The organism is Dokdonia sp. R86516, from assembly GCF_044596715.1.
Taxonomy (GTDB): Bacteria; Bacteroidota; Bacteroidia; order Flavobacteriales; family Flavobacteriaceae; genus Dokdonia.
This window is the reverse complement of sequence record NZ_CP138998.1, coordinates 2644385-2666573: the sequence shown is the minus strand read 5'-3', so window position 1 is coordinate 2666573 and position 22189 is coordinate 2644385. Positions and strand designations below refer to the sequence as shown.

Annotated in this window: 22 protein-coding genes and 1 other RNA gene; 6 read left to right on the top strand and 17 right to left on the bottom strand. The window is 36.5% G+C overall.

Features of this window, described 5'->3' with window-relative positions:
* Positions 1-69 precede the first annotated feature (69 nt).
* The 8 genes from SJY23_RS11965 to SJY23_RS11930 all read right to left on the bottom strand — a co-directional run bounded on the left by SJY23_RS11965 (position 70) and on the right by SJY23_RS11930 (position 7565).
* Positions 70-1077 carry an NAD-dependent epimerase/dehydratase family protein gene (locus tag SJY23_RS11965; RefSeq protein WP_396596518.1) on the bottom strand — a complete coding sequence of 336 codons (1008 nt, stop codon included), beginning with the start codon at positions 1075-1077 and terminating at the stop codon, positions 70-72.
* An 8-nt stretch (positions 1078-1085) separates the two neighbouring features.
* A complete protein-coding gene (gene cysQ / locus SJY23_RS11960) occupies positions 1086-1886 on the bottom strand; it encodes a 3'(2'),5'-bisphosphate nucleotidase CysQ (protein ID WP_396596517.1) in 801 nt (266 codons plus the stop codon).
* Positions 1883-2758, bottom strand: a complete 876-nt coding sequence (rfbD, locus tag SJY23_RS11955) for a dTDP-4-dehydrorhamnose reductase (RefSeq protein ID WP_396596516.1) — start codon at positions 2756-2758, stop codon at positions 1883-1885. Before rfbD ends, cysQ begins: the two co-directional genes overlap by 4 nt.
* Positions 2759-3313: a dTDP-4-dehydrorhamnose 3,5-epimerase gene (gene rfbC, locus SJY23_RS11950; RefSeq protein ID WP_396596515.1), complete on the bottom strand. Its 555-nt coding sequence runs from the start codon at positions 3311-3313 to the stop codon at positions 2759-2761.
* Positions 3313-4167 (bottom strand): glucose-1-phosphate thymidylyltransferase RfbA, encoded by an 855-nt coding sequence (gene rfbA / locus SJY23_RS11945; RefSeq protein ID WP_035337110.1) that lies wholly within the window; start codon positions 4165-4167, stop codon positions 3313-3315. The genes rfbC and rfbA overlap by 1 nt, the downstream gene beginning before the upstream one ends.
* Entirely contained in the window at positions 4167-5210 is a 1044-nt protein-coding gene (rfbB, locus tag SJY23_RS11940) for a dTDP-glucose 4,6-dehydratase (RefSeq protein ID WP_396596514.1), read from the bottom strand. Before rfbB ends, rfbA begins: the two co-directional genes overlap by 1 nt.
* On the bottom strand, positions 5211-6488 hold the full coding sequence (locus SJY23_RS11935) for a nucleotide sugar dehydrogenase (RefSeq protein WP_396596513.1): 1278 nt from the start codon (positions 6486-6488) through the stop codon (positions 5211-5213).
* 78 nt (positions 6489-6566) lie between these two features.
* Positions 6567-7565: an SDR family oxidoreductase gene (locus tag SJY23_RS11930; RefSeq protein WP_396596512.1), complete on the bottom strand. Its 999-nt coding sequence runs from the start codon at positions 7563-7565 to the stop codon at positions 6567-6569.
* A 158-nt stretch (positions 7566-7723) separates the two neighbouring features.
* Between SJY23_RS11930 and SJY23_RS11925 the strand changes: the two genes are divergently transcribed.
* The gene (locus tag SJY23_RS11925) at positions 7724-8215 is read left to right on the top strand and encodes a Dps family protein (RefSeq protein ID WP_021779185.1); all 492 of its coding nucleotides are present in this window, start codon (positions 7724-7726) and stop codon (positions 8213-8215) included.
* Between the two features lie 82 nt (positions 8216-8297).
* Here the strand turns inward: SJY23_RS11925 and SJY23_RS11920 are convergent, their stop codons facing one another.
* The 4 genes from SJY23_RS11920 to SJY23_RS11905 all read right to left on the bottom strand — a co-directional run bounded on the left by SJY23_RS11920 (position 8298) and on the right by SJY23_RS11905 (position 11874).
* Positions 8298-8852 (bottom strand): 1-acyl-sn-glycerol-3-phosphate acyltransferase, encoded by a 555-nt coding sequence (locus SJY23_RS11920; RefSeq protein WP_396596511.1) that lies wholly within the window; start codon positions 8850-8852, stop codon positions 8298-8300.
* A gap of 5 nt (positions 8853-8857) precedes the next feature.
* Positions 8858-9577, bottom strand: coding sequence for a 3-deoxy-manno-octulosonate cytidylyltransferase (gene kdsB / locus SJY23_RS11915; RefSeq protein ID WP_396598121.1), 720 nt, complete (start codon positions 9575-9577; stop codon positions 8858-8860).
* A gap of 120 nt (positions 9578-9697) precedes the next feature.
* Entirely contained in the window at positions 9698-10258 is a 561-nt protein-coding gene (locus SJY23_RS11910) for a DUF4126 domain-containing protein (RefSeq protein ID WP_396596510.1), read from the bottom strand.
* 179 nt (positions 10259-10437) lie between these two features.
* Entirely contained in the window at positions 10438-11874 is a 1437-nt protein-coding gene (locus SJY23_RS11905; RefSeq protein WP_396596509.1) for an ATP-dependent RecD-like DNA helicase, read from the bottom strand.
* 114 nt (positions 11875-11988) lie between these two features.
* On the opposite strand from SJY23_RS11905, the gene SJY23_RS11900 reads away from it, so the two are divergent.
* From SJY23_RS11900 to SJY23_RS11890, 3 genes are read left to right on the top strand one after another with little or no spacing between them, the layout of a single operon-like run.
* The gene (locus SJY23_RS11900) at positions 11989-12639 is read left to right on the top strand and encodes a hypothetical protein (protein WP_035337123.1); all 651 of its coding nucleotides are present in this window, start codon (positions 11989-11991) and stop codon (positions 12637-12639) included.
* On the top strand, positions 12629-13423 hold the full coding sequence (locus SJY23_RS11895; protein WP_396596508.1) for a DUF3822 family protein: 795 nt from the start codon (positions 12629-12631) through the stop codon (positions 13421-13423). Before SJY23_RS11900 ends, SJY23_RS11895 begins: the two co-directional genes overlap by 11 nt.
* On the top strand, positions 13420-13980 hold the full coding sequence (locus tag SJY23_RS11890) for an RsmD family RNA methyltransferase (RefSeq protein WP_396596507.1): 561 nt from the start codon (positions 13420-13422) through the stop codon (positions 13978-13980). The genes SJY23_RS11895 and SJY23_RS11890 overlap by 4 nt, the downstream gene beginning before the upstream one ends.
* A 116-nt stretch (positions 13981-14096) precedes the next feature.
* Here SJY23_RS11890 and rnpB read toward each other — a convergent pair.
* From rnpB to SJY23_RS11865, 5 genes are all read right to left on the bottom strand, one after another.
* Positions 14097-14418: RNase P RNA component class A (gene rnpB / locus SJY23_RS11885), an RNA gene on the bottom strand.
* Positions 14419-14477: 59 nt separating this feature from the next.
* Positions 14478-17057 (bottom strand): phosphoenolpyruvate carboxylase, encoded by a 2580-nt coding sequence (locus SJY23_RS11880; RefSeq protein ID WP_396596506.1) that lies wholly within the window; start codon positions 17055-17057, stop codon positions 14478-14480.
* A 93-nt stretch (positions 17058-17150) separates the two neighbouring features.
* Entirely contained in the window at positions 17151-17333 is a 183-nt protein-coding gene (locus SJY23_RS11875) for a hypothetical protein (protein WP_396596505.1), read from the bottom strand.
* Positions 17334-17382: 49 nt separating this feature from the next.
* A complete protein-coding gene (locus tag SJY23_RS11870; RefSeq protein ID WP_396596504.1) occupies positions 17383-19452 on the bottom strand; it encodes a M16 family metallopeptidase in 2070 nt (689 codons plus the stop codon).
* A complete protein-coding gene (locus SJY23_RS11865) occupies positions 19452-20771 on the bottom strand; it encodes a M16 family metallopeptidase (RefSeq protein WP_396596503.1) in 1320 nt (439 codons plus the stop codon). The genes SJY23_RS11870 and SJY23_RS11865 overlap by 1 nt, the downstream gene beginning before the upstream one ends.
* A gap of 238 nt (positions 20772-21009) precedes the next feature.
* Between SJY23_RS11865 and SJY23_RS11860 the strand changes: the two genes are divergently transcribed.
* On the top strand, positions 21010-21657 hold the full coding sequence (locus SJY23_RS11860) for a DUF4159 domain-containing protein (protein ID WP_396596502.1): 648 nt from the start codon (positions 21010-21012) through the stop codon (positions 21655-21657).
* An 18-nt stretch (positions 21658-21675) separates the two neighbouring features.
* A complete protein-coding gene (locus SJY23_RS11855) occupies positions 21676-22173 on the top strand; it encodes a TrmH family RNA methyltransferase (RefSeq protein WP_396596501.1) in 498 nt (165 codons plus the stop codon).
* Positions 22174-22189: the final 16 nt, after the last annotated feature.

The following is a 22189-nucleotide window of genomic DNA, read 5'->3' as shown; positions in this document are numbered from 1 at the left end:
TTGGCAAATCGCAAATATAGCAGTTTGCACACTAATGACAGGAAAATCTTACGCTTTCGCGAAAGCGTACTAATCCTTATAATAAATTTTATACCATTTTACAAAGGCCGCTATCCCATCTTCGACACTTACAGATGGTTGATACTTATAATGTTCACGCATAGCCTTTACACTTGCCCAAGTCTGGTTTACATCACCATCTTGCATAGGAAGCATTTCTTTTTTTGCTTTTTTTCCAAGTTCCAGCTCTAAGGCTTCTATAAAGTCTAATAGCTTTACAGGCTTGCTATTACCTATGTTTAAAATCGTATTTCCGGGTTGTACTTCATTTTGTATTACAGCCGTAACACCGGCTATAATATCTGATATATATGTAAAATCACGTGAGAGATCACCCGCGTTAAAAACCTTAATAGGTTTATTATTTATTATCGCATCTGTAAATAAAAACATTGCCATATCTGGTCTTCCCCAAGGGCCATACACTGTAAAAAAACGTAAACCAACAGCATTTATACCGAATAGATGCGCATAGGTATGCGCCATTAACTCATTAGATTTTTTTGTAGCGGCATAGATACTTATGGGCTCGTCTACAGGCTGTTTTTCTGTAAATGGAACATCTATACTATTGCCGTATACGCTAGAACTACTTGCGTAAACAAGCCTTTTTACATCGTTATTACGACAGCATTCTAATATATTTAAAAAACCTACAACATTTGTATCTACATATACCTCAGGGTTTTCAATAGAATATCTCACACCCGCTTGAGCCGCAAGATTACATACGAGGTCGAAAGACTCTTTTTTAAAAAGCTCAGGCAACGCTTCCCTATCCTCAAGATTCATACGCACAAATTGCAGTGCTTTATGCTTGTGGCTTGCCACTGTCAAATTCCAGACTGATGCTTCTGCTTTTGATATACCTAATTGAGATAATCTATCATACTTGAGACTAGGGTCGTAATAATCGTTAACATTATCAAGAGCCACTACAGTATGCCCTTCCTTGAGCAATTGCTCACAAAGATGATACCCAATAAAACCAGCGCCACCTGTAACAAGAATTTTCATAAACAGTATTAATAAGCTTCAAAGTTAGGACTAAATAAGGACTTCTTATTATATGTTAATTTCTGGGTTGTTCCTGCAATAAAAACAGTAATTCCAGCGGTCTCACATATAGCATCACCAGCAGCCGTATCCCACTCCATACAAGGAGCAAATCTAGGGTATCTATCTGCATTTCCTTCTGCAAGTAGACAGAATTTAAGCGCACTACCCGCAGGAAGTAAGCTTACCGAATTGGTATTTTTTTTTAAATCCTCTATATACGCTACTGTTTGCTCATTGAGGTGAGAGCGACTTGTCACTACTCGTATCTCTTTTTGTGATTTTAACTTATTTGTGAAAATTATATGCTTATCATCCACTACTTGATTCCACCCCATCTCTATTGTAGGATTTGAAATTTTATAGCTTTTGCCTAGTGAGCTTCCACCTAGATATAGTGTATCAGACACAGGGATATAGATAATACCATAAACTGGCCTAGCTCCTACTATCAATGCAATGTTTACAGTAAATTCTCCATTGCGATTTATAAACTCTTTGGTGCCGTCTAATGGATCCACGAGCCAAAAGATGTCCCAAGTACTTCTTTCTTCATAAGGGATTTCGGCGGCTTCTTCACTTAAAACAGGAATGTTTGTAGCGCTTAGCTCCCTACAGATTACTTCGTGGGCACGAGTATCTGCAACTGTAAGAGGTAAATCATCACTTTTAAGAATGCTTTCAAATGCTGTCGCATACACCTCTCTAATTACATCACCAGCTTGAAGCGCAGCTTTGACAGCGATAGCTTTAAATTGATCACTTATCATAATTTAACCAGCATTTTCTCAAGACTTTTTTCCCAAGGCACGTTCTCAATCCCTAAAAGGTTGATGATTTTAGAACTTTCTAATTTACTATTTTTTGGGCGCGTGGCCTTTGTTACAAAGCGGTCGCTGGACACAGGCAAAACATTTACACTCATTTTCTTGTAGCTGAATACCGCTTTCGCGAAAGCGTACCACGTAGTGACACCCTCATTTGTATAATGATATACGCCTGCGTTGTGTGCACTAAGAACGTTTGACAACTGTAAAATAATAGAAGCTAGATTATTTGCCCACGTAGGAGATCCATATTGATCGTTTACAACCGAAATCTCGTCTTTCTCATTACCTAATCGCAACATAGTCTTCACAAAATTACTTCCGTAAACACTATACACCCAAGAGGTTCTTATAATAGCATAATCAAGAAGCCCTGAAGTAATTATGGCCTGCTCACCAGCAAGCTTAGACTTGCCATAAACCGTTGTTGGATTTGGAATATCTTCCACTGTGTATTCTTCTGGTTTTTCTCCGTCAAAGACATAATCTGTAGAGATGTGAATGAGTTTGATTCCATTATCCTTACAAGCTTGAGCTAGATTCTTTACTCCTATTTCATTTACTAGGAAAGCTTTCTCTTTATCCTCTTCGGCGGCATCTACAGCAGTGTATGCGGCTGTGTTTATTATAACATCTGGTTGATGTAAATCAATCGCTTTTTTAATAGAAGATATTGATGTGATGTCTAACTCAGATTTTGACAGATGTATACTCGTAACATTCTCAAAAGTAACTTCCTCCTCCTTAATGGCTTGAGCAAGTTGACCACCACCACCTGTAATGAGTAATCGTATATTTCGCGAAAGCGTACTCATTTAAAACAGTTTAGAAGGTAAATCTGCAAGCATCGTATTTTCCTTATCTTTTTCTGAAAGGATGACATCCTGCTTATCTAATAACCAATCGATTTGCAATGATGGATCGTTATATGCCAGACCTCGCTCACTCTCTTTATTATAGTAGTTATCGCATTTATAAATAAACGTTGCGGTATCGCTAAGTGTTACAAAACCGTGCGCCATCCCTTTTGGAACGAAAAGTTGTTTTTTATTTTCTGCACTGAGGTGTATGCTATAAGCTTTCTTATAAGTAGGTTCGTTTTTTCTCAAATCAACAACTACATCAAGTACCTCACCTACTACAACCCGTACGAGCTTAGATTGTGCAAACTCCCCTATTTGAAAATGAAGCCCACGCAAGACGCCATATGTAGACTGCGACTGATTATCTTGAACAAACTCTGGCTCAAATCCTGCAAAGCTTTGAAATGCTTTTGCATTAAAGGATTCATAAAAATAACCTCGATCATCTTCAAACACCTTAGGAGTGCATATAATTAAATCTTTGAATGCTGTTTTTTGAAATTCCACTATAGTGTATTTATGTATTGTGCATATGCCCCTTTACCATATCTTGAAGCACCTGCCTTAAGAGCTTCGTATGAGATCCAATTCATCTTGTAAGCAATCTCCTCAAGACAAGCTATCATTGTGCTTTGATTACGTTGTAAAACTCTTATAAATTCTGTCGCATCATCTAGCGCATCTACTGTACCTGTATCAAACCAAGACATCCCTCTACTCATAACACCTACAGTAAGCTTTTTACGAAGTAAATATTCTTGATTTATTGCTGTAATCTCAAGCTCTCCCCTATGAGAGGGCTTAATTTCTTTTGCAATAGCAACTACATCATTATCATAAAAATAAATACCAGGTACAGCGTAATTAGATTGTGGGCTCTCTGGTTTTTCTTCGATACTCGTGACATTCATATCCTTATCAAAAGCGACAACTCCAAAACGCTCTGGGTCACGAACAGGATATGCAAATATGGCACCTCCATCTACTGTGACTTTGCTTTGTAATAGCTTACTGAGACCATTCCCATAAAAAATATTATCACCTAATACAAGAGCTACTTTATCATTCCCAATAAAGGATTCTCCTATAATAAAGGCTTCTGCAAGTCCGTTGGGATGTTCTTGCACCTCATAAGAAAAGGAACATCCAAGTCCTGATCCATCACCTAATAATCTTTTAAAAAGATGATTATCTTCTGGCGTTGTGATAATAAGAATCTCACGTATACCAGCAAGCATAAGTACTGATATAGGGTAGTATATCATAGGCTTATCATACACAGGAAGCAATTGCTTGCTTACAGCAATGGTAAGTGGTGACAGTCTAGTTCCAGATCCTCCAGCAAGTACAATACCTTTCATTAAGTATACATTTTATTGTAATATTCTTGATATGCTCCAGAAGTGACGTTCTCTAGCCAAGAGCTATTGGCAAGATACCAATCTATTGTGAGTTCTAGCCCTTCCTCAAAAGTAACAGATGGTTTCCAACCCAGTTCTTTTTCAATTTTTGAGGCATCTATCGCATACCGCTTGTCGTGACCTGGCCTGTCTTTTATAAAGGTAATAAGAGATTGAGAGGTATTACGCTTTCGCGAAAGCTTCTCATCCATCTTATCACATAATAACTTTACGAGATCAATATTTTTCCATTCATTAACCCCACCTATATTGTAGGTCTCGCCTAGTTTTCCCTCTTTAAATATACTTGCTATAGCGCTTGCGTGATCTTTTACAAATAACCAATCTCTTGTATAGTTGCCGTCACCGTAAACAGGAAGCGCCTTGTTTAAAATAATATTATTTATAAATAGAGGAACCAGTTTTTCTGGAAACTGATTAGGTCCATAATTGTTAGAGCAATTACTAATGATATATGGCAAACCATAGGTTTCTCCATAAGCTCTTACAAAATGATCTGAGCTTGCCTTAGACGCAGCATAGGGTGAGTTTGGGGCGTATGATGTAGTCTCTGTAAACAAGCCTGTCTCACCAAGTGTACCATACACCTCATCTGTACTAATATGGTAGAAAAGCTTGTTATCAAGATTATCTTTCCATATTTCCTTAGCTGCATTGAGCAAGTTTAATGTTCCAATTACGTTAGTCTGCACAAAAGCTAGAGGATTTTTAATACTTCTATCTACGTGAGACTCTGCTGCTAGGTGTATTACCTTATCAAATTGATATTTGGAAAATAAGGTCATCAAAAAGAGGGCATCATTGATGTCCCCTTTTATAAATGTGTAATTGCTAGACGCTTCTACATCAGCCAGGTTCTCTAGGTTACCTGCATATGTAAGCGCATCAAGATTGTAAATATGACTCTCTGGAAAAACTTCTAGAAATAGCCTCACTACGTGAGAACCTATAAAACCTGCTCCTCCTGTTATTAATATATTCATCTATAATCTACCGTCTACATTACCTTTTATTGTTCCCTTTACATCATAAATAATAGATGCATCTTTTCTCAATAATGAAAAATCTATTTTTTGAAATTTATCGTGTGAAACCGCTTGAATAATTGCATCAAATTTCTGATTAGGCAATTCAGTCATTACGTCAATTCCAAATTCTTTAAAAACTTCTTCATTATTTACCCAAGGATCAAATGTTGTCAAATTTACCCCATACTCCATTAAATTCTTATGAATATCAACAACTCTTGAGTTGCGGACATCAGGACAATTTTCTTTAAAAGTAATTCCTAATACAAGAATTTCAGAACCTTTAACCGGAATAGCATTTTTAAGTAATAGCTTTATTACTTGACTAGCCACGTATGCCCCCATACTGTCATTGAGGCGTCTACCTGCCAAAATAATTTCAGGATTATACCCTAAATCTAGTGCTTTTTCAGCAAGATAATATGGATCCACACCAATGCAGTGCCCACCTACCAAGCCAGGCTTGAAAGGAAGAAAATTCCATTTTGTTCCTGCCGCTTCGAGTACATCTTGAGTATCTATATCCATAAGATTAAAAATCTTAGCAAGCTCATTTACAAAAGCTATATTGATATCTCTTTGAGAATTTTCAATGACTTTTGCTGCCTCTGCCACTTTAATTGAAGGTGCTAGGTGCGTTCCTGCGGTTATTACAGAAGCATATAAATCATCCACCTTCCTACCTATTTCAAGTGTGCTTCCAGATGTAACTTTTAAAATTTTATCTACCGTATGCAATTTATCTCCTGGATTAATTCTTTCTGGAGAATAACCAGCAAAAAAGTCTTTATTAAATATTAATCCACTATGTTTTTCTAAAATAGGAACACACTCCTCCTCTGTTACTCCAGGATATACCGTACTCTCATAAATGACTATATCATTTTTCTTTAGTATAGCTCCAATAGCAGCGCTACTGTCATAAAGAGGCTTGAGGTCTGGCTTCTTGTGCACATCTATTGGAGTAGGTACCGTAACAATGTAAACGTTACAATCTGTAATATCATTTAATAAACTTGAGCACTTAAGTCCGTTAGTTTTTAAAGTTGATTGCAAAACACTTTTCAGATGGCTACTTTGAACTTCTAAGGTAGTATCAATACCTGAATTAATTTCTTCTACTCGCTTGTTGTTAATATCATAACCTACAACATTATATTTTGATGCAAACAAACAAGCTAAAGGCAGACCAACATACCCTAGTCCAATTACTCCTATTTTAATATTTTCCATTATATATAGACCACCAAAGGCTTACAAGCCCTCATTTTTATAAATTGCAGAATAAGCAATTTAATCAAATATCTAGTATTAGACTAGATTATCATAATACCATTTTACAGCCTCTACCAAACCTTGACGCACGCTGTATTCCGGATTATATCCTAATAATTTTTTTGCCTTACTTATATCTGCAAGAGAATGAGGGACATCACCTACTCTATTTGGACCGAAAATCACTTCAACATTACTTATTGAAGAATCAAAAAATGATAATTCTTTTTTCAAAATTTTAATTAATTCCATAAGATCAATGCGTTCACCATAAGCTACATTATAGACTGTATTTAAGGCTTCCTTATTTTTAGAAAGCATCGCCCTAATATTCATTTCTATTACATTGTCTATATATGTAAAATCTCTAGAATAACTCCCATCCCCATTTATAACTGGTGATTCTTGATTCATCAAAAGTTTTGTAAACTTAGGTATCACAGCCGCATAAGCGCCATTGGGATCTTGTTTCCTACCAAAAACATTAAAATATCTAAGCCCTATACAATCTATCCCATAGGTTTTATGAAATACATCTGCATACAACTCATTTACATATTTTGTGATGGCATAAGGAGACAATGGTTTCCCTATAATATCTTCTTGCTTTGGTAATCCTTGAGAGTCTCCGTAAGTTGAAGAACTTGCCGCGTACACAAAACGTTTTACACCTTTGTCTTTAGATGCAATGAGCATATTTAAAAATCCACCTACATTGATTTCATTACTCGTTGCAGGATCTTTTATAGATCTTGGTACAGATCCTAATGCAGCCTGATGCAATACATAGTCACTCTGAGATACTGCCTTTTTACAAGTTTCAATATCTCTTATATCTCCTTCAATAAAAGTGAAATTTGAATGATCTATAATAGCATCTAGATTATGTTTATGCCCCGTTACAAGGTTATCGAGACAAGTTACAATTGCACCATTATTAATAAGAACCTCACAGATATTAGAACCTATAAAACCAGCTCCTCCTGTCACTAAAATCATTTTACCTTCAAGCTCATTAGTCAGGTCTGAATCCATTATTTTTTTAATCCAAATATAAAGTATTTTCTATGCAGTCAGAACATTGTTTTTTTTATCACAATCTTAGCATATCGGGTTAAACTTATCCCAAACTAACCCGCAAATAAACCTCAGACCCCTAAGCCTTTGTAATTTTATATAAAAACCAAAGAACTATGAATTATTTAAACTTAGACACAAAGAAAACTAAAGAGACAGTTACAGAGCTCAACATACTTTTATCTGACTATCACGTGTACTACCAAAAACTTCGCAATTTTCACTGGAACGTTTCTGGTGAGAACTTTTTTGACTTACACGAGCAGTTTGAACAACTTTATGATGATGCCAAAATTAAAATCGATGAGATTGCAGAGCGTATCCTAACATTGCGTTTTGCACCAGTGAGTAATCTCTCAGATTATCTTGAAGCATCTAGCATCAAAGAGTCAAAATCTGATCTGTCTGACAGAGATATGGTAGACACGATACTTGGAGATCACGGAAAAATTCTCAAACAACTAAGCGCTGTTGTGAAAAAAGCAGACGATGCTGGTGACGAAGGTACCATAGACCTTATAGGGGCCTACATACGTGAACTAGAAAAAACAAGCTGGATGCTAGACGCCTGGAGAAAGAAAACAGCAGGGACTTACAAAGAAGCTTAAATCCTAATCACTCTTACAAATAAAAAATGCCTCAATACTTTAAATAGTATTGAGGCATTTTATTTAAGTACTTATAAACTTTCTACTCATCTGGAGTAAAACTATATTCTGGCACCTTACCTACAGCTCCCTTAAAGAACTCGTGAATAAGTGCAAGGTCTTCATCTATATTACCTGATGGATATAATGGCTTAGATATACGTTGCTCCTTTTTACCAAAATCAAAAGCAACCATTATAATAGGCACCTCTGCTGCAAGAGCAATGTAATAAAACCCTGTTTTAAGCTTATCAACTTTTTTACGTGTCCCCTCTGGGGCTATTGTGAGTCTAAACTCCTCCTTATCCTTAAAAACATTTGCGATAGATTGTACTTTATCTTGACCTGGTGTACGGTCTATAGGCGCACCTCCCATTGCTTTAAAAACAGGCCCCATTGGCCATTTAAAAAGCTCCTTCTTACCGATGAAGCCTATCTTAACATCAAGCATAGTACGAAGTAAAATACCCATATAAAAATCGTGCCAGCTGGTGTGGGGCACAGCGATTACTACAGCTTTCTTTACTGTGTCTTGAGAAAAGTCACCTTTTACCTTCCAGCCTAAAATATTTTTATATATAAACTTTGCAAGTCCCATATGCGCTACTTATTCGAATAAATTTTAATTGCTTTTTCTAGATCTTCTGGAGTATCAATACCTATTGCAAGTCTTGATGAACGTACCATTTTAATTTTCTTACCATACTCTAAGAATCGTATGCACTCTATTTTTTCGGCCTTTTCAAGGGGTGTCATATGCATAGATGCAAAGTCAAGTATAGCCTGCTTTCTAAAGGCATAAATACCTTTATGCTTATAAGTAATTATACCAACTTCATTATCTCGCACATATGGAAGTGGTGACCTAGAGAAGTATAGTGCAAAGTCAAAATTATCCACAATAACCTTTACATTATTTGGGTTTACAATCTCTTGCTCCTCTTTCATAGGCATCATCACACTAGCAAGATCTATTTGTGAAGCATCATCTCCATAAAACACGTCTAGTACTGGTGCTAAGTCCTCCCTACTAGTAAAAGGTTCATCTCCTTGTACGTTTACAACCACATCTACATCTAGAGAAGCCACTGCCTCTGCAATTCTATCACTACCGCACTCGTGCTCTTTAACACTCATTATGGCCTTACCGCCCTCGGCTTCTATTGCCTTATAAATAACATCGCTATCTGTAACTACATATACTTCGTCAAACAACTTTGTGGCTACAACACTCTCATAGGTGCGCACAATAACAGGCTTACCTGCAAGATCTTTCATCATCTTACCGGGAAACCTAGACGCCGCATAACGTGCGGGTATCATTGCTATAATCTTCAGATTTTCTTTCAATATATTGACGTTTTGATGTCTTTTCTGGTTATAATTACGCTTTCGCGAAAGCATAAAACAAGTTGCAAAGTTACTTAAAAAGAAATGTAAAACTTAGGCCCTTCTTAGCCTAGAAATAATCTTCCAGCCAAGACCTATAAGTAACAATACAATCACTAGTGCAAGTATAGGCGAAAAGATGCTCGCTACTGAAACTGTAGTCGCTGCAATGGTTTCTGTACCCGCAACGAGTGGGTTTGCAATACCGCCTGTAGTTGCTGTACTCCCTAATCTGGTGGCGCTCGTAGTACCAGAAACAGCTGCTGCTGCTCCGCCACCAGCAATGATGGCCAGTGCCCAAGTAATAGTAGGGTCCATATCTCCCATAGTAGCTACCATAAGTAATGTACCCGCGATTGCAGCTAGTGGTACAGATATCGTATCTAGCAGATTATCAATCCAAGGAATAAAATAGGCTCCTATTTCAAATATTGTAGCAACACCAAGTAAAACTAGCGCCGGAACGCTACCTACCCACTGCCAAGTATCGTTTACTGGAAACCAACCAAAGTGGGCAGATAAACTTAAGACTAATAAAGGAACAAATACTCTAAAACCAGCGGCGGCGGCAAGTGAAAATCCTAATATGATACTTACTATTAATTCAAAACTCATAATTGTAAACTTACTTATTTATATACAGACGTTATAATCAAAAAACTAGCCATAAATATATAACTATCTAGTCCCTAGCCCCGATTGTAGTGAAAATCCCGCAAGAGCTGGCGTAGCCGCGATGAGGAATTGTAGCGTAAAGCGGGAAATAGCTCCTAAAGCAATTTTCTATAACAACGCTACTCTGCTTCTACAAACATTTCATCTTTAAAACCTATTAAGTACAGCTTACTTTTTGATCTAGTTATCGCTGTATATAACCATCTTAAATAATCTTTATTCATCCCGTCTGGGAGGTAGGGTTGCTCTATAAAAACATTTTCCCACTGCCCACCTTGTGATTTATGACAGGTAATAGCATAAGAGAATTTAACCTGTAAGGCGTTAAAGTATTTGTTGTTTTTTATTTTTTGGAAACGTTTGTAATTCGAAGTTTCGTCTACATAGTCTTTTTGGACTTCTTTATAGAGCCGATCTCCATCTTCATAAGGTAGTGCTGGTGTCTCAAGTGTGAGCACATCTAGCATTACTACAGTCTCAAATGGTTGCATTTGTGGGTAATCTACCATTTGCACTTTTACCTCTGCAAAGCGAAAGCCGTAGAGTTCCTTAATAGCTAGTATTTCTAATACTTTTACAATATCACCGTTTGCAATAAATCCAGCATCGCTTTTTGCATCTAGCCAGAAGTAATTATTCTTTACCACCATTAAGTGGTCTCCTGCAGATATTTCTTCTTCTTGAAAGAGAATACGATTTCTTATTTGCTGGTTATATAGATTTGCTCTCTTGTTAGATCTTACAATGATTGCAGTTTCTTCTGTACCTACAGAGCTGTAACAATCATTAATGGCATCCATAATCTCGTGTCCATCTATAAGCCTTACAACATCCTTAAAACCATTTAGATCAAATTTAAAATCTTCATAAAACTCTTCTGATAGTTGTTCTCTCAGAGAAGTGGCATTCATGAGGATACCACTATCTTCTGCTTGCCTCATTACTTCGTCAAGCTGTAATGTTTCTACATTTTTATTATAGTGCATAGAGAGCAGTTGAACATCAAGTGCTGGTGACATATCAAGCTTTACTGGTGGCAATTGCGCCTCATCCCCTACTAAAATGAGTTTACAATTATGCCCACCATAAATGTATTGCATCATATCATCTAAGAGCGAGCCATTATCAAAAAACTTTGACTCTGCAGCTCTGTCTGAAATCATGGAGGCTTCATCTACTATAAAAATGCAATTTCTGTGCTTATTAGGCTGTAGACTAAAAGATACACCACCTCCACGCTCTTTTTTTGGAAAATAAATTTTTCTATGTATTGTATAGGCTTGCTTTTTGCTATAATTACTCGCCACCTTTGCCGCTCTTCCTGTAGGTGCCATGAGCACAGATGTCATACCTGCATGCCATAAATTTTTTACAACAGTCCCGATTACTGTAGTTTTCCCTGTACCTGCAAACCCTTTAAGAACAAATACTTTATCCTTAGATGTGTCAAATAGAAAGGTTGACAATTGCTCTAACAGCCTGTCCTGCTTTAAAGTAGGCGTGTGTACAAAATCTTTAACTAACTGCTTGTAAAATGCTCTGGGTTCTTTAATCATAGATGTTTGAGAATGCTCGCAAATTACATAATGAAAAATGAGATAATAAATTTTTGTGTGTAAAAAAAAATTGTAGATTTGTTCCTAACCATAACTAATATTAAACATCATTACATGAAACTAGTAATACAGCTTGTACTTTGGGTAGTAATTGCCGCTTTAGGTTACCTTCTTTTTAACGCAATTTGGGGAGAGGTAAAATTTAATGAGATAAAAGAAGAGCGATATAAAGCTGCTCTTGTGAACATGTTAGACCTAAGAAAATCACAGCTTGCTCATAAAACCGTTACAGGTAAGTATGAGAAAGATTTTGATAAACTAGTTCGTTTTATTGATACAGCAGAATTCACTCTTACACAACGTAGAGATACTACTGTACTTGATGTAGAAAAAACTAAACGTTTCCGTGTGGATACTTTTAAAGAAATTGTAGTTATCGATACGTTAGGTACTAAATCAGTAAAAGATTCTTTATTCAAAGGTTCAGATCGCTATAAGACAATGATAAATGTTCCTATAGAAGGAGTAAATGCGAAGTTTGAAATGGATGCTGGAGAAATTGAAAAAAGTAATACTATGTATCCAGTATTTGAAATATCACTTAAGAAAGATATCATTCTAGCAGACCAACCTAAAGACTACGTTGCTAAAGAAAAGCAAATCGTATCTGTAGATGGTGTAAATGGTGATGCTTTAACTGTAGGTTCTATGGAGTCTATAAATACTAACACTAACTTCCCTAAGAGTTACGGAGTTGATAACTAGACAAACCAATACCAATTCATTATATAGTCTGTCCATCCAAATTCATTTGGATGGACTTTCTTTTTTTACTCAACACATCCATTCAAAAGATGTGAAGGATGCAGAAGTAGTACGCTTTCGCGAAAACGTGAACCCTACCACTCTACTCCTAGAGATAGAAAAAGCTTTTAAAGAAGTAGAAGCGCTCGCACAACCGTTTTCTAAGGTGACGGTGGTATATGCTAATGAGCTGTTTACACTTGTGCCAAAGGCCCTATTTGATAGTGAGAAGGCAGCAGATTATCTCAAGTTTAATACTAAGATTTTAAGTACAGATTATATCGCCCACGATACGATAGATTTTTATGATCTTATTAATGTCTACGTACCTTATTCAAACGTAAACAACTTCTTTTTTGATACTTTTGGATCCTTTGAATATTATCACAGCACTACAATATTTGCAAAACATCTTCTCATAGAATATTCAAATAACGAAGAGGCTCAAGTATTAGTTAATTTACAACGTTCCTATTTTGAGATGGGAGTAGTCAAGAATAAAAAATTACTGTTTATAAATAGATTTGAGATACGCGCAAAGGAGGATTTTATATATTACTTACTCTTCACTCTAGAACAACTAGAACTTAATCCAGAAAGTACACCCGTAACACTTACAGGCACTATAGAAAAAGATGACGAATTTTACAATATAGCGCATACTTACATAAGACATCTCATAATTAAGGACAGTCCATCTACTGCCACAACTAGATCACAATCCTTACTCGCAACACTACTATGACAAGAATAATCTCAGGAAAATATAAAGGACGCCGCATCGCAGCTCCAAAAAAATTACCCGTACGCCCTACGACAGATATGGCAAAGGAAGCATTGTTTAATATTCTGAGAAGTAACTACCACATGAGCCAGCTTAGGGTTTTAGATCTTTTTGCAGGTACAGGAAATATAAGTTATGAGTTTGCCTCACGTGGCTCAGACCAGATTACAGCCGTAGATGGAAATTATGGTTGTGTACAGTTTATAAATAAAACGGCAGAGGAGTTTGAATTTTCAATTCAAACTATAAAAAGTGACGTATTTAAGTATCTAGAACGTACAAGAGGCACTTATGACATCATTTTTGCAGATCCACCTTATGATATTGACATTAAAGATTTTGAAAAGATAGCAACGCTTGTTTTTAAACAAAATTTACTAGATCAAGATGGGCTGCTCATTATTGAGCACGGAAAATATACTAAGATGGATTCATTTCCTAATTATGTACAGACACGTAATTATGGTGGGAATGCCTTTAGCTTTTTTGAGATGCCAGAAAGTGACGAAGAAGAATAGTAATTTTTATAGTCACGCTTTCGCGAAAGCGAAACAATAAATACAACAACAAATAAATCCCGCAGCTAGCGGGATTTATTTGTTATAAAAAGCACTTAACGCTAAGTGATTATATTAAAAAAAGCAGGCCTATAAGCCGGATTCTGTTCACTCTAGATAATTCTAAAGATTCCTTATTATTTATCTGGGATTACCATTACTAGTAACCTCTATCTGCCTACCCTCCCACAACGCACGGATCGCACTTAACTGTGAGTATACTTGACATTGCACCGCATAGAGTTTACCTGGGTTCGCTACAGCATTACCTGTACATTCTTTCTGTTGCACTTGTCCTCCACTAAAAATAAATTTAGCGTGACGGCCGTTAGCCGCTATGCTATCCTATGGTGTCCGGACTTTCCTATCCATTGCTGGATCAATAAGGCGGCCTGCTAGCGCAAAGGTACTCTAACTATTATAAGGGAGCAACGCATTACTCCCTTATGATGATTTTTTTATGCAGAGTTTCTACTAGCATTAATATTACCAAATAAAGATCTCGTCACCATCTGCTCATACACCTCAAGCTTATCTGACTGCTCTCCAGATTTTTGCATTTCTTGTATAGTTCTTAATGCATATTGCTGGATAGTAAGAAGTGGCAATACGATGCGCTCTCTTTCTTGTATGGAGGCTTTACCAGCTTGCTCATTTTCCATTAATTCTTTAAGTCCTGAAACTTCAAGCATTAATCGCTTGCTACGTTCATACTCATCAAATAAGATTTTCCAGAAAGCACCAAACTCCTTATCATCTGCCATGTAAGCCGTTAAACCAAAGAATGACTTAGTAAGACTCATCATACTATTTTCAAGCAACGTACGGAAGAATGAACTGTTTTTATAAAGCTCTTTCACCTCCCCAAGTGTTCCTTTTTCTTCAAAAGAAGCCAGCGCAGTACCTACACCATAAAAACCTGGAACGTTTTGTTTTAGTTGGCTCCAACTGCCCACAAAAGGAATCGCTCTTAAGTCTCCAAAATCTAGTGTAGATTTCTGAGAGCGTTTACTTGGTCTACTACCAATATTTGTTTTTGCATAATATTTAAGCGTACTCATACGCTCCAAATACGGCAAGAATTTATCGTGCTGTTTAAAGGCTGTATATGCTTCATAACTCTTTTGAGCTAGTGCTTCTAGTGTTGCTCTGTCGGTATCTGTAATATCATTATTTGCAGATGCAAAAACTTCATTTGCAACACCACTACTTAGTAATTGCTCAAGATTATATTGACATGAATCTAATGTCCCAAAATTTGAACTAATGGTTTGTCCTTGTACTGTAAGCTGTATTTCTTGAGCTTCAATTTTAGGTCCTAAAGATGCATAAAATTGGTAAGTCTTTCCGCCACCGCGTGCTGGTGGCCCTCCTCTACCGTCAAAGAAAATTACGGTAACACCATATTTTCTAGACATGGCGGTCATTGCTTCTTTAGCTTTAAAAATACTCCAGTTTGCCATGAGATATCCACCATCCTTGGTTCCATCAGAGAAGCCTAGCATGATCGTCTGGCGCATGCCACGACGCTTTAAATGCGCACTGTATGTTGGGTTTGTATATAACGCCTCCATAACCTCTGGAGCCGCAATTAAATCTGGAACGGTCTCAAAAAGTGGGGAAACATCTGCTGTAGGCATATCCCAATCACATAGTCTTAAGAACGTAAACGCCTGCATGACATGCAATGCACTTTGAGAATTACTTATGATGTAACGATTAGAGCCTTTTTCACCATTCTCTTCTTGAATAGTTTTCATGGCATAAATGGAACCTAGTGTTTTTGTAACCACTTCGTTATCAAAATCATTAGGATCTAATGATCCACTAACCTTATTTAAAAATTCTATTTGATCGCTTTCGCTCAAATTGAGATAATTTTTTGGAAATATGGCTTTACCATCTATCTGAGCATGTGCTACTATTTCTTCAAAAACAATTTTATGGATGCTACTATCTTGTCTTATATCTAGCGAGGCAAAATGTAAACCAAATAGTTCTACTTTATGAATTAAGCTATCAATATGGTCTAAGTATAAACTTTGATGTTTATCTCTTACCACATCACGTACCTCTTTAAGGACCGCAAGAATATGCTTTTGATCGATTTCTGGTTTACCCTCTACAAAGATCGCTTTATATAACGCAGCCTCTAATGAACCTAGAAGCTCCCCTGTACCTTGAAATGTAATACGACGTCGCAGTTGTCTTAGCTCGCGATAATAATTTCTCAGTACCGTGCTACGCAATTTACGAGCAACTTTAAGTGTGATTTCTGTAGTTACAAATGGATTACCGTCGCGATCTCCACCTGGCCAAAACCCTAAATCTACTAGGGAGTTGCTAAAAGCTTCATCTTGTATTAAATGCTTGTGCAAGTAATCATAAATAGCACCTGCACTATGGTAAAATACATTTTCTAGATACCATATTAAACTTACAGCCTCGTCATAAGGCGTAGGTTTTTCTTTCTTGAAGAAAGGTGTTTTTCCTAATTGAGCCAGTAATGATTTAATGTCTTCTAGACGGTCTTCTCGTATTGCTTCACTAAGATCATTAATAATACCTAGCACCACTCCTGGATAAAACTGCGTAGGGTGTGCAGTAAGTACTGGTCTTATTTTAAAAGTATTTAAGTAAGCAATAAGCTCTTCCTTTTTACCAGTTGCCTCTGCTTCTTCTTTTATGTTACGCAGTGTTCCGCGTCCGTCCATATTGTTTACAATACGATATGAAGCATCCTCTATCGCATCAAAAAGTACTACTTGACGCTCTATATATTGTATAAATTTAAACAGCAAATCTTCCCTTTCCTTTGCCGAGGCATTTCTCATATATCTTTCAAAGAAATACTCTATGATTTCAGAAGGATTTTTATTGTCTTCATATCCAGCTTTACAAATAGAATGAAAAAGCGGAAGTAAGACTCCTGTATTTGAAATACCATCAAAGGGAAGTGTCATAAATATGGCGTTATATACCTCGTATTTTGACTTCACATTTGAATTAAATCTCTCAATTTTTGGTTCTCTAGACATGGATATTATTTTTATTAAAAATACATATCACTTTTCATTTAGTATATAGCGTTGTCAAATTTCAGAATCTCATAATTACACTCGGTCATGAGTTCACCTCATTAACAAATAGCCAATTAATACATCATTAATTTTATAATTTCTCTTCTTTACAGGGTTATTATTACGCTTTCGCGAAAGCGTAAAACCATACACTTCTAGCTTTTTTTTAAAAATTCTAAGAAGTAATGGAGCAATAAGAAGTTTAGAACTATCTGTAAGGAAAAATATAAGCATAAAAAAAGGCCAGCTACTGCTGACCTTTTAAAAATTATATGATTAATGATTACTCAAAATCGGCATCTGAAACTCCTTCATTTACTTTGATCTCTGTAACATTAAATTCTATAGCCTGTGGCCCTAAAGACTGGCTCAATGTAAATGGAAACATGATTCCTCCTACATCTTGATACTTGCTATATACGATGGTAGTCTTGAACGTTTGACCTTGTGCCTCTTGTACAGAAACTTCTTGAAGTTTAAGTCCAGTCTTTGCACTGTAATAAGCCATTTTACCTCCATCAACTTTTACAACATAGGCATCTTCACCATCTACTTTCTCCATACCTTCTAGAGTAGCTCCACCACTTAACCAGTTTACTTCTGGAAAAGGAGAAGATTCTGCTTTTACTTTTGCAATATCATCACCCTCTAGGTCTTTGCGTTGCCCTTGTGCTACCATATAAGCGCTATCACCATCAAGAACTTGTTTAGAAAGAGAGTTACCTCCCATCATGATGTTTTGTACAAATTGCTCTTTAGTCGTCTTTTTAAGTTCAAAATCTAGAGTCATACCTTGTACTGTCCCTTGCGCCTTAATAAACACAGAGTTTACTGCGGCAACCTTATCCTTACCACCTATAGCAGCAATGTAAGATTCAAGCACTTTATTTACAGTTAAGTCTGCTGGAAGCTCTTTCTTAAATTCTGGCTTTGCAATTGCTTTACCATACACATCAAAATACTTTACTGGTACAGCCTTACCGTTAATAACAACCTTATTAAGATTATCAATTACCTCGCTTCCTTTTCCAGTAACTACGATTCGAGCTTTGTCTCCTTTAAATAATTTGCTTGCAGCATTCTGCACGTCTTGTTGAGAAACTTTATCAATGTTAGAAAGGTAATTCTTATAGAAATCCTTTGGAAGTCCTTTGCTCTCAATATTGTAGGCATAGTTTGCTATAGTTTGTGGTCGCTCTAAAGCTAGTACAAAACTACCTGTATACTTTGCCTTTGCATTTGCAAGCTCTTCGGCAGATACTGGCTCAGATCCCATGCGGTTAATCTCTTTTACAATCTCTACTACAGAGCTATCTGTAACTACATTACGTACACTAGCTGTAGCACTAAAACGTGTTACCGTCTTCTCGTTTGATCCTATTCTAGAATAAGAACCGTATGTGTATCCTTTATCTTCACGTAAGTTGTTAAAAAGACGAGCTTCTCCACCACCACCTAAGATATTATTTGCAATTAAGGCAGGAAAATAATCTGCATCAGTCATTTTTAATTCTACCGTATTCTGCACGGCGATTTCTGACTGTACAGCGTTATCCATGTTAATGAAGTTGATTTCTGTAGTTGATGCATTATCTTTCTCTGAGAATGGAGTTTCAGGAATGTTCCCTTTTTTCCAGTTCTTAAAGTTCTTAGTTACAATCTTCTTTACATTATCATAATCTACATCACCTATAATGATTAAATATCCATTATTAGGTCTGAAGTAATCTGAGTGAAACTTATTTACATCTGCAAGAGTTACATTGTTTACCGTTTCTTCTGTAGTAAATTCTCCATACGGGTGATCTGCTCCATAAGCAAGAACGCTTTGTACACGACCTGCAATTGCACTTACACTTTTCTCATTAGATTTTAAACCTTCTATGAGACGCTCCTTTTCCTTGTCAAACTCTACTTGTGTAAAGTTAGGATTGATACCAGCATCTGCTGTAAGCTCTATAAGACGCTCAAAATATTTTGATAATCCGCTAGCAAATGCACTTTGAGAACCAAAACCTATGTTTGCCCCTAAGTAATCTACCTCTTCCTCATAAACATCCTTTTCAATGTTTTTAGAACCTTTACCTAACATAGACGAGGTAAGGGAAGCAACGCCTGCCTTATCTCCTTCTACAATAAGAGGATTATTCATCGTGAGCTGAATAGATACTCTAGGTAATTTTTTATTTTCAACAACCATTACTTTAAGACCATTCTTGAGCTTAAAAGATGCTGGGTCTTTAAGATTAATCTCAGGAGCTGGGCCTGGTTTAGGTTGTATGCTTCTGTCTACTTGTGCATAACCAGCAGTTGCTAGCATTAATAGTGCACCTAATATAATATGCTTTTTCATTAATTTTCTTTTTGAGATTCTGGTAAGTACTCTAATATTACACGCTCATTTTCTTTGAGGTACTTTATAGCAGCTGCTTTAATATCCTCTCTTGTTATAGATCTGTAGATATCAATCTCTGTATTAATAAGATTAGTATCATCATATAACATGTAGTTACGAGCAAGCGAGTTTGCAATACCCTCTACACTGCTGTTAGAGTTTACAAAACGGTTTTCAAATTTATTTTGAAGTTTTTGGTAATCTCTTTCAGATATTAATGTAGTTTGAAGTTTTACTATCTCCTCATCCATTTCTGTTATTAAATCATCTAGAGAGTTATCACCTAGTGGTAATGCACCTATTAAGTAAGATCCGTAATCCTCTTGCGCACCACTAAAAGCAAATACTTGTAATGCTTTCTTCTGATCGTCTACTAGTTTCTTGTAAAGCCTTGAACTCTTCCCATCACTTAATACAGAAGATACCATATCTAATACATAAGCATCTTTTTCTGTTTGAGCAGGTGTTCTATATGCCATGAATATTGCAGGGATCTGAATATTAGGATCATAAAACTTCTCTCTTACAGGAACCACAGGATCTTCCTTAAAAGTGCTACGTGCGATATCTTTACCTCTAGGTATAGGTGCAAAGTATTTATTAATCATGTCTTTAGTTTCTGCAACATCAATATCTCCAGCTACTACGAGCACAGCATTATTTGGCACATAATAAGTATCGCTGAATTTTTGAAAATCCTCTAGTGTTGCACTAGCAAGGTGATCAAGAGATCCTATTGTTGTCCAGCGGTATGGATGCTTCTTGAAAAGCATCTTCCCTATTACTTCTTGAAAACGTCCGTATGGCTGATTGTCCACTCGTAAACGTTTTTCTTCTTGCACTACTTCTTTTTGAGTATCCACGCCTATTTGATTGATGATTGGGTGCAATAAACGTTCAGATTCCATCCATAGACCTAATTCTAGGTTGTTAGAAGGAAACACTTCGTAATAATACGTTCTATCTTGTGTGGTGTTTGCATTGTTTTGTCCTCCATTTGAAGAAACGACCTTAAACCACTCACCACGCTCAATATTTTCTGTACCCTCAAATAATAAGTGTTCAAAAAAGTGAGCAAAACCAGTTTTACTTGGATCCTCATCTTTTGCACCCACATGATACATTACAGATGTTGTTACTACTGGAGCGCTGTTATCCTGGTGGAGAATAACGTGCATTCCATTGTCAAGATCATACTCTTCAAAGCTAACCTCTTGAGCATTAAGGGCAACGCCACTTAACAAAAGAGCTGCTAAAGCATACATTTTCTTTTTCATATTAGATTTTAAAGTTATTGTTAGTAAGTAAGTCGCAGCAAGATAAAATTGTTACAACTTTACATGAGTAAATTTAAATACTCGTTTAATTAAACACAAGCGACTTGTACATATATTCTTACAATTTAGAATGATAACACCTAATCTACAGCACTTTAGTTTTCTGGCACAACTTTCTTGTTAATTAGGACTTCCATCATATAGGGATTCACTATTTTTATTTTTTATCAAAAAATCTATGAAGCGTAGTATTCTCGCACTTGTTATCACGTTATTTATGTTCGCTTTCGCGAAAGCGCAAGATTTAGCAGTGCTCAAATATAAAGGTGGTGGAGACTGGTATAGCAATCCAACAGCACTACCTAATCTCATTACCTATTGCAATAAAAACATCAATACGAAGATGAATGTAAATCCTGTGTCTGTAGATGCAGGAAGCACAGACATCTTTCAATACCCGCTATTGCATATGACAGGACATGGTAATGTTCTTTTTACAGACAATGATGTAGAAAACCTACGTAATTATCTTATAAGTGGTGGTTTCTTACACATAGATGATAATTACGGAATGGCTGAGTACTTGCCTAAGGAACTTAAAAAGATCTTTCCAGAGCAAGATCTTACAGAACTTGCCGCTACTCATCCTGTATTTTCTAGCGCATATAGATTTCCCAAAGGATTACCTAAAATCCATGAGCATGATGGCAAAAGGCCACAAGCGCTAGGACTTTTTTATGAAGATAGACTTGTAGTGCTTTTTACTACAGAGTCAGACCTAGGTGACGGCTGGGAAGATCCAGAAGTACATGGAGATCCAGAAAGCGTACGCGAGAAAGCACTACAAATGGGTGCAAATATTGTTAAATATGCTTTTGAGAACTAATATTTAATTCACCAGACCGTGCAACTCGCCCATAATCATCACAAACCATCTACTCACAATAAAGAGATTATTCTTGTTTGTGAGCATATAACAAGCCCTGCAAATGCTGGAAGTATTTTTAGACTTGCAGATGCCTTTGGTGTAAAGGAAATTATTTTCTGTGGCAATCAGCCAGATACAGGAAGTAGTCGTTTACGTAAAACAGCTAGAAACACAGAAAAGACAGTATCTTTTCGCGCAAGCGATACTATAAAAAATACATTGCAAGAGCTACATGACCTTTCCTTTACTAGTATTGCCTTAGAAATCACTTCAAATAGTATAGCACTGAGCACAATAGATAGTGCTAGGCTAGATAAAGTCGTTCTTGTTATAGGTGCAGAAAGTACAGGAATTACTGCTGATACTCTTGAACAATGTAATATTACAACTCATATTGAGATGTATGGAATTAACAGCAGTATGAATGTGGCTCAAGCTACAGGAATCGCTCTTTATGAACTTACAAGGTCATAATTATAGTATCTTGCAC

Coding starts and splice junctions, on each gene's coding strand:
- SJY23_RS11965 (WP_396596518.1), bottom strand. CDS start 1,077: ATGAAAATTCTTGTTACAGGTGGCGCTGGTTTTATTGGGTATCATCTT.
- cysQ (WP_396596517.1), bottom strand. CDS start 1,886: ATGATAAGTGATCAATTTAAAGCTATCGCTGTCAAAGCTGCGCTTCAA.
- rfbD (WP_396596516.1), bottom strand. CDS start 2,758: ATGAGTACGCTTTCGCGAAATATACGATTACTCATTACAGGTGGTGGT.
- rfbA (WP_035337110.1), bottom strand. CDS start 4,167: ATGAAAGGTATTGTACTTGCTGGAGGATCTGGAACTAGACTGTCACCA.
- rfbB (WP_396596514.1), bottom strand. CDS start 5,210: ATGAATATATTAATAACAGGAGGAGCAGGTTTTATAGGTTCTCACGTA.
- SJY23_RS11935 (WP_396596513.1), bottom strand. CDS start 6,488: ATGGAAAATATTAAAATAGGAGTAATTGGACTAGGGTATGTTGGTCTG.
- SJY23_RS11930 (WP_396596512.1), bottom strand. CDS start 7,565: ATGGATTCAGACCTGACTAATGAGCTTGAAGGTAAAATGATTTTAGTG.
- SJY23_RS11925 (WP_021779185.1), top strand. CDS start 7,724: ATGAATTATTTAAACTTAGACACAAAGAAAACTAAAGAGACAGTTACA.
- SJY23_RS11920 (WP_396596511.1), bottom strand. CDS start 8,852: ATGGGACTTGCAAAGTTTATATATAAAAATATTTTAGGCTGGAAGGTA.
- kdsB (WP_396598121.1), bottom strand. CDS start 9,577: ATGATACCCGCACGTTATGCGGCGTCTAGGTTTCCCGGTAAGATGATG.
- SJY23_RS11910 (WP_396596510.1), bottom strand. CDS start 10,258: ATGAGTTTTGAATTAATAGTAAGTATCATATTAGGATTTTCACTTGCC.
- SJY23_RS11905 (WP_396596509.1), bottom strand. CDS start 11,874: ATGATTAAAGAACCCAGAGCATTTTACAAGCAGTTAGTTAAAGATTTT.
- SJY23_RS11900 (WP_035337123.1), top strand. CDS start 11,989: ATGAAACTAGTAATACAGCTTGTACTTTGGGTAGTAATTGCCGCTTTA.
- SJY23_RS11890 (WP_396596507.1), top strand. CDS start 13,420: ATGACAAGAATAATCTCAGGAAAATATAAAGGACGCCGCATCGCAGCT.
- SJY23_RS11880 (WP_396596506.1), bottom strand. CDS start 17,057: ATGTCTAGAGAACCAAAAATTGAGAGATTTAATTCAAATGTGAAGTCA.
- SJY23_RS11875 (WP_396596505.1), bottom strand. CDS start 17,333: ATGCTTATATTTTTCCTTACAGATAGTTCTAAACTTCTTATTGCTCCA.
- SJY23_RS11870 (WP_396596504.1), bottom strand. CDS start 19,452: ATGAAAAAGCATATTATATTAGGTGCACTATTAATGCTAGCAACTGCT.
- SJY23_RS11865 (WP_396596503.1), bottom strand. CDS start 20,771: ATGAAAAAGAAAATGTATGCTTTAGCAGCTCTTTTGTTAAGTGGCGTT.
- SJY23_RS11860 (WP_396596502.1), top strand. CDS start 21,010: ATGAAGCGTAGTATTCTCGCACTTGTTATCACGTTATTTATGTTCGCT.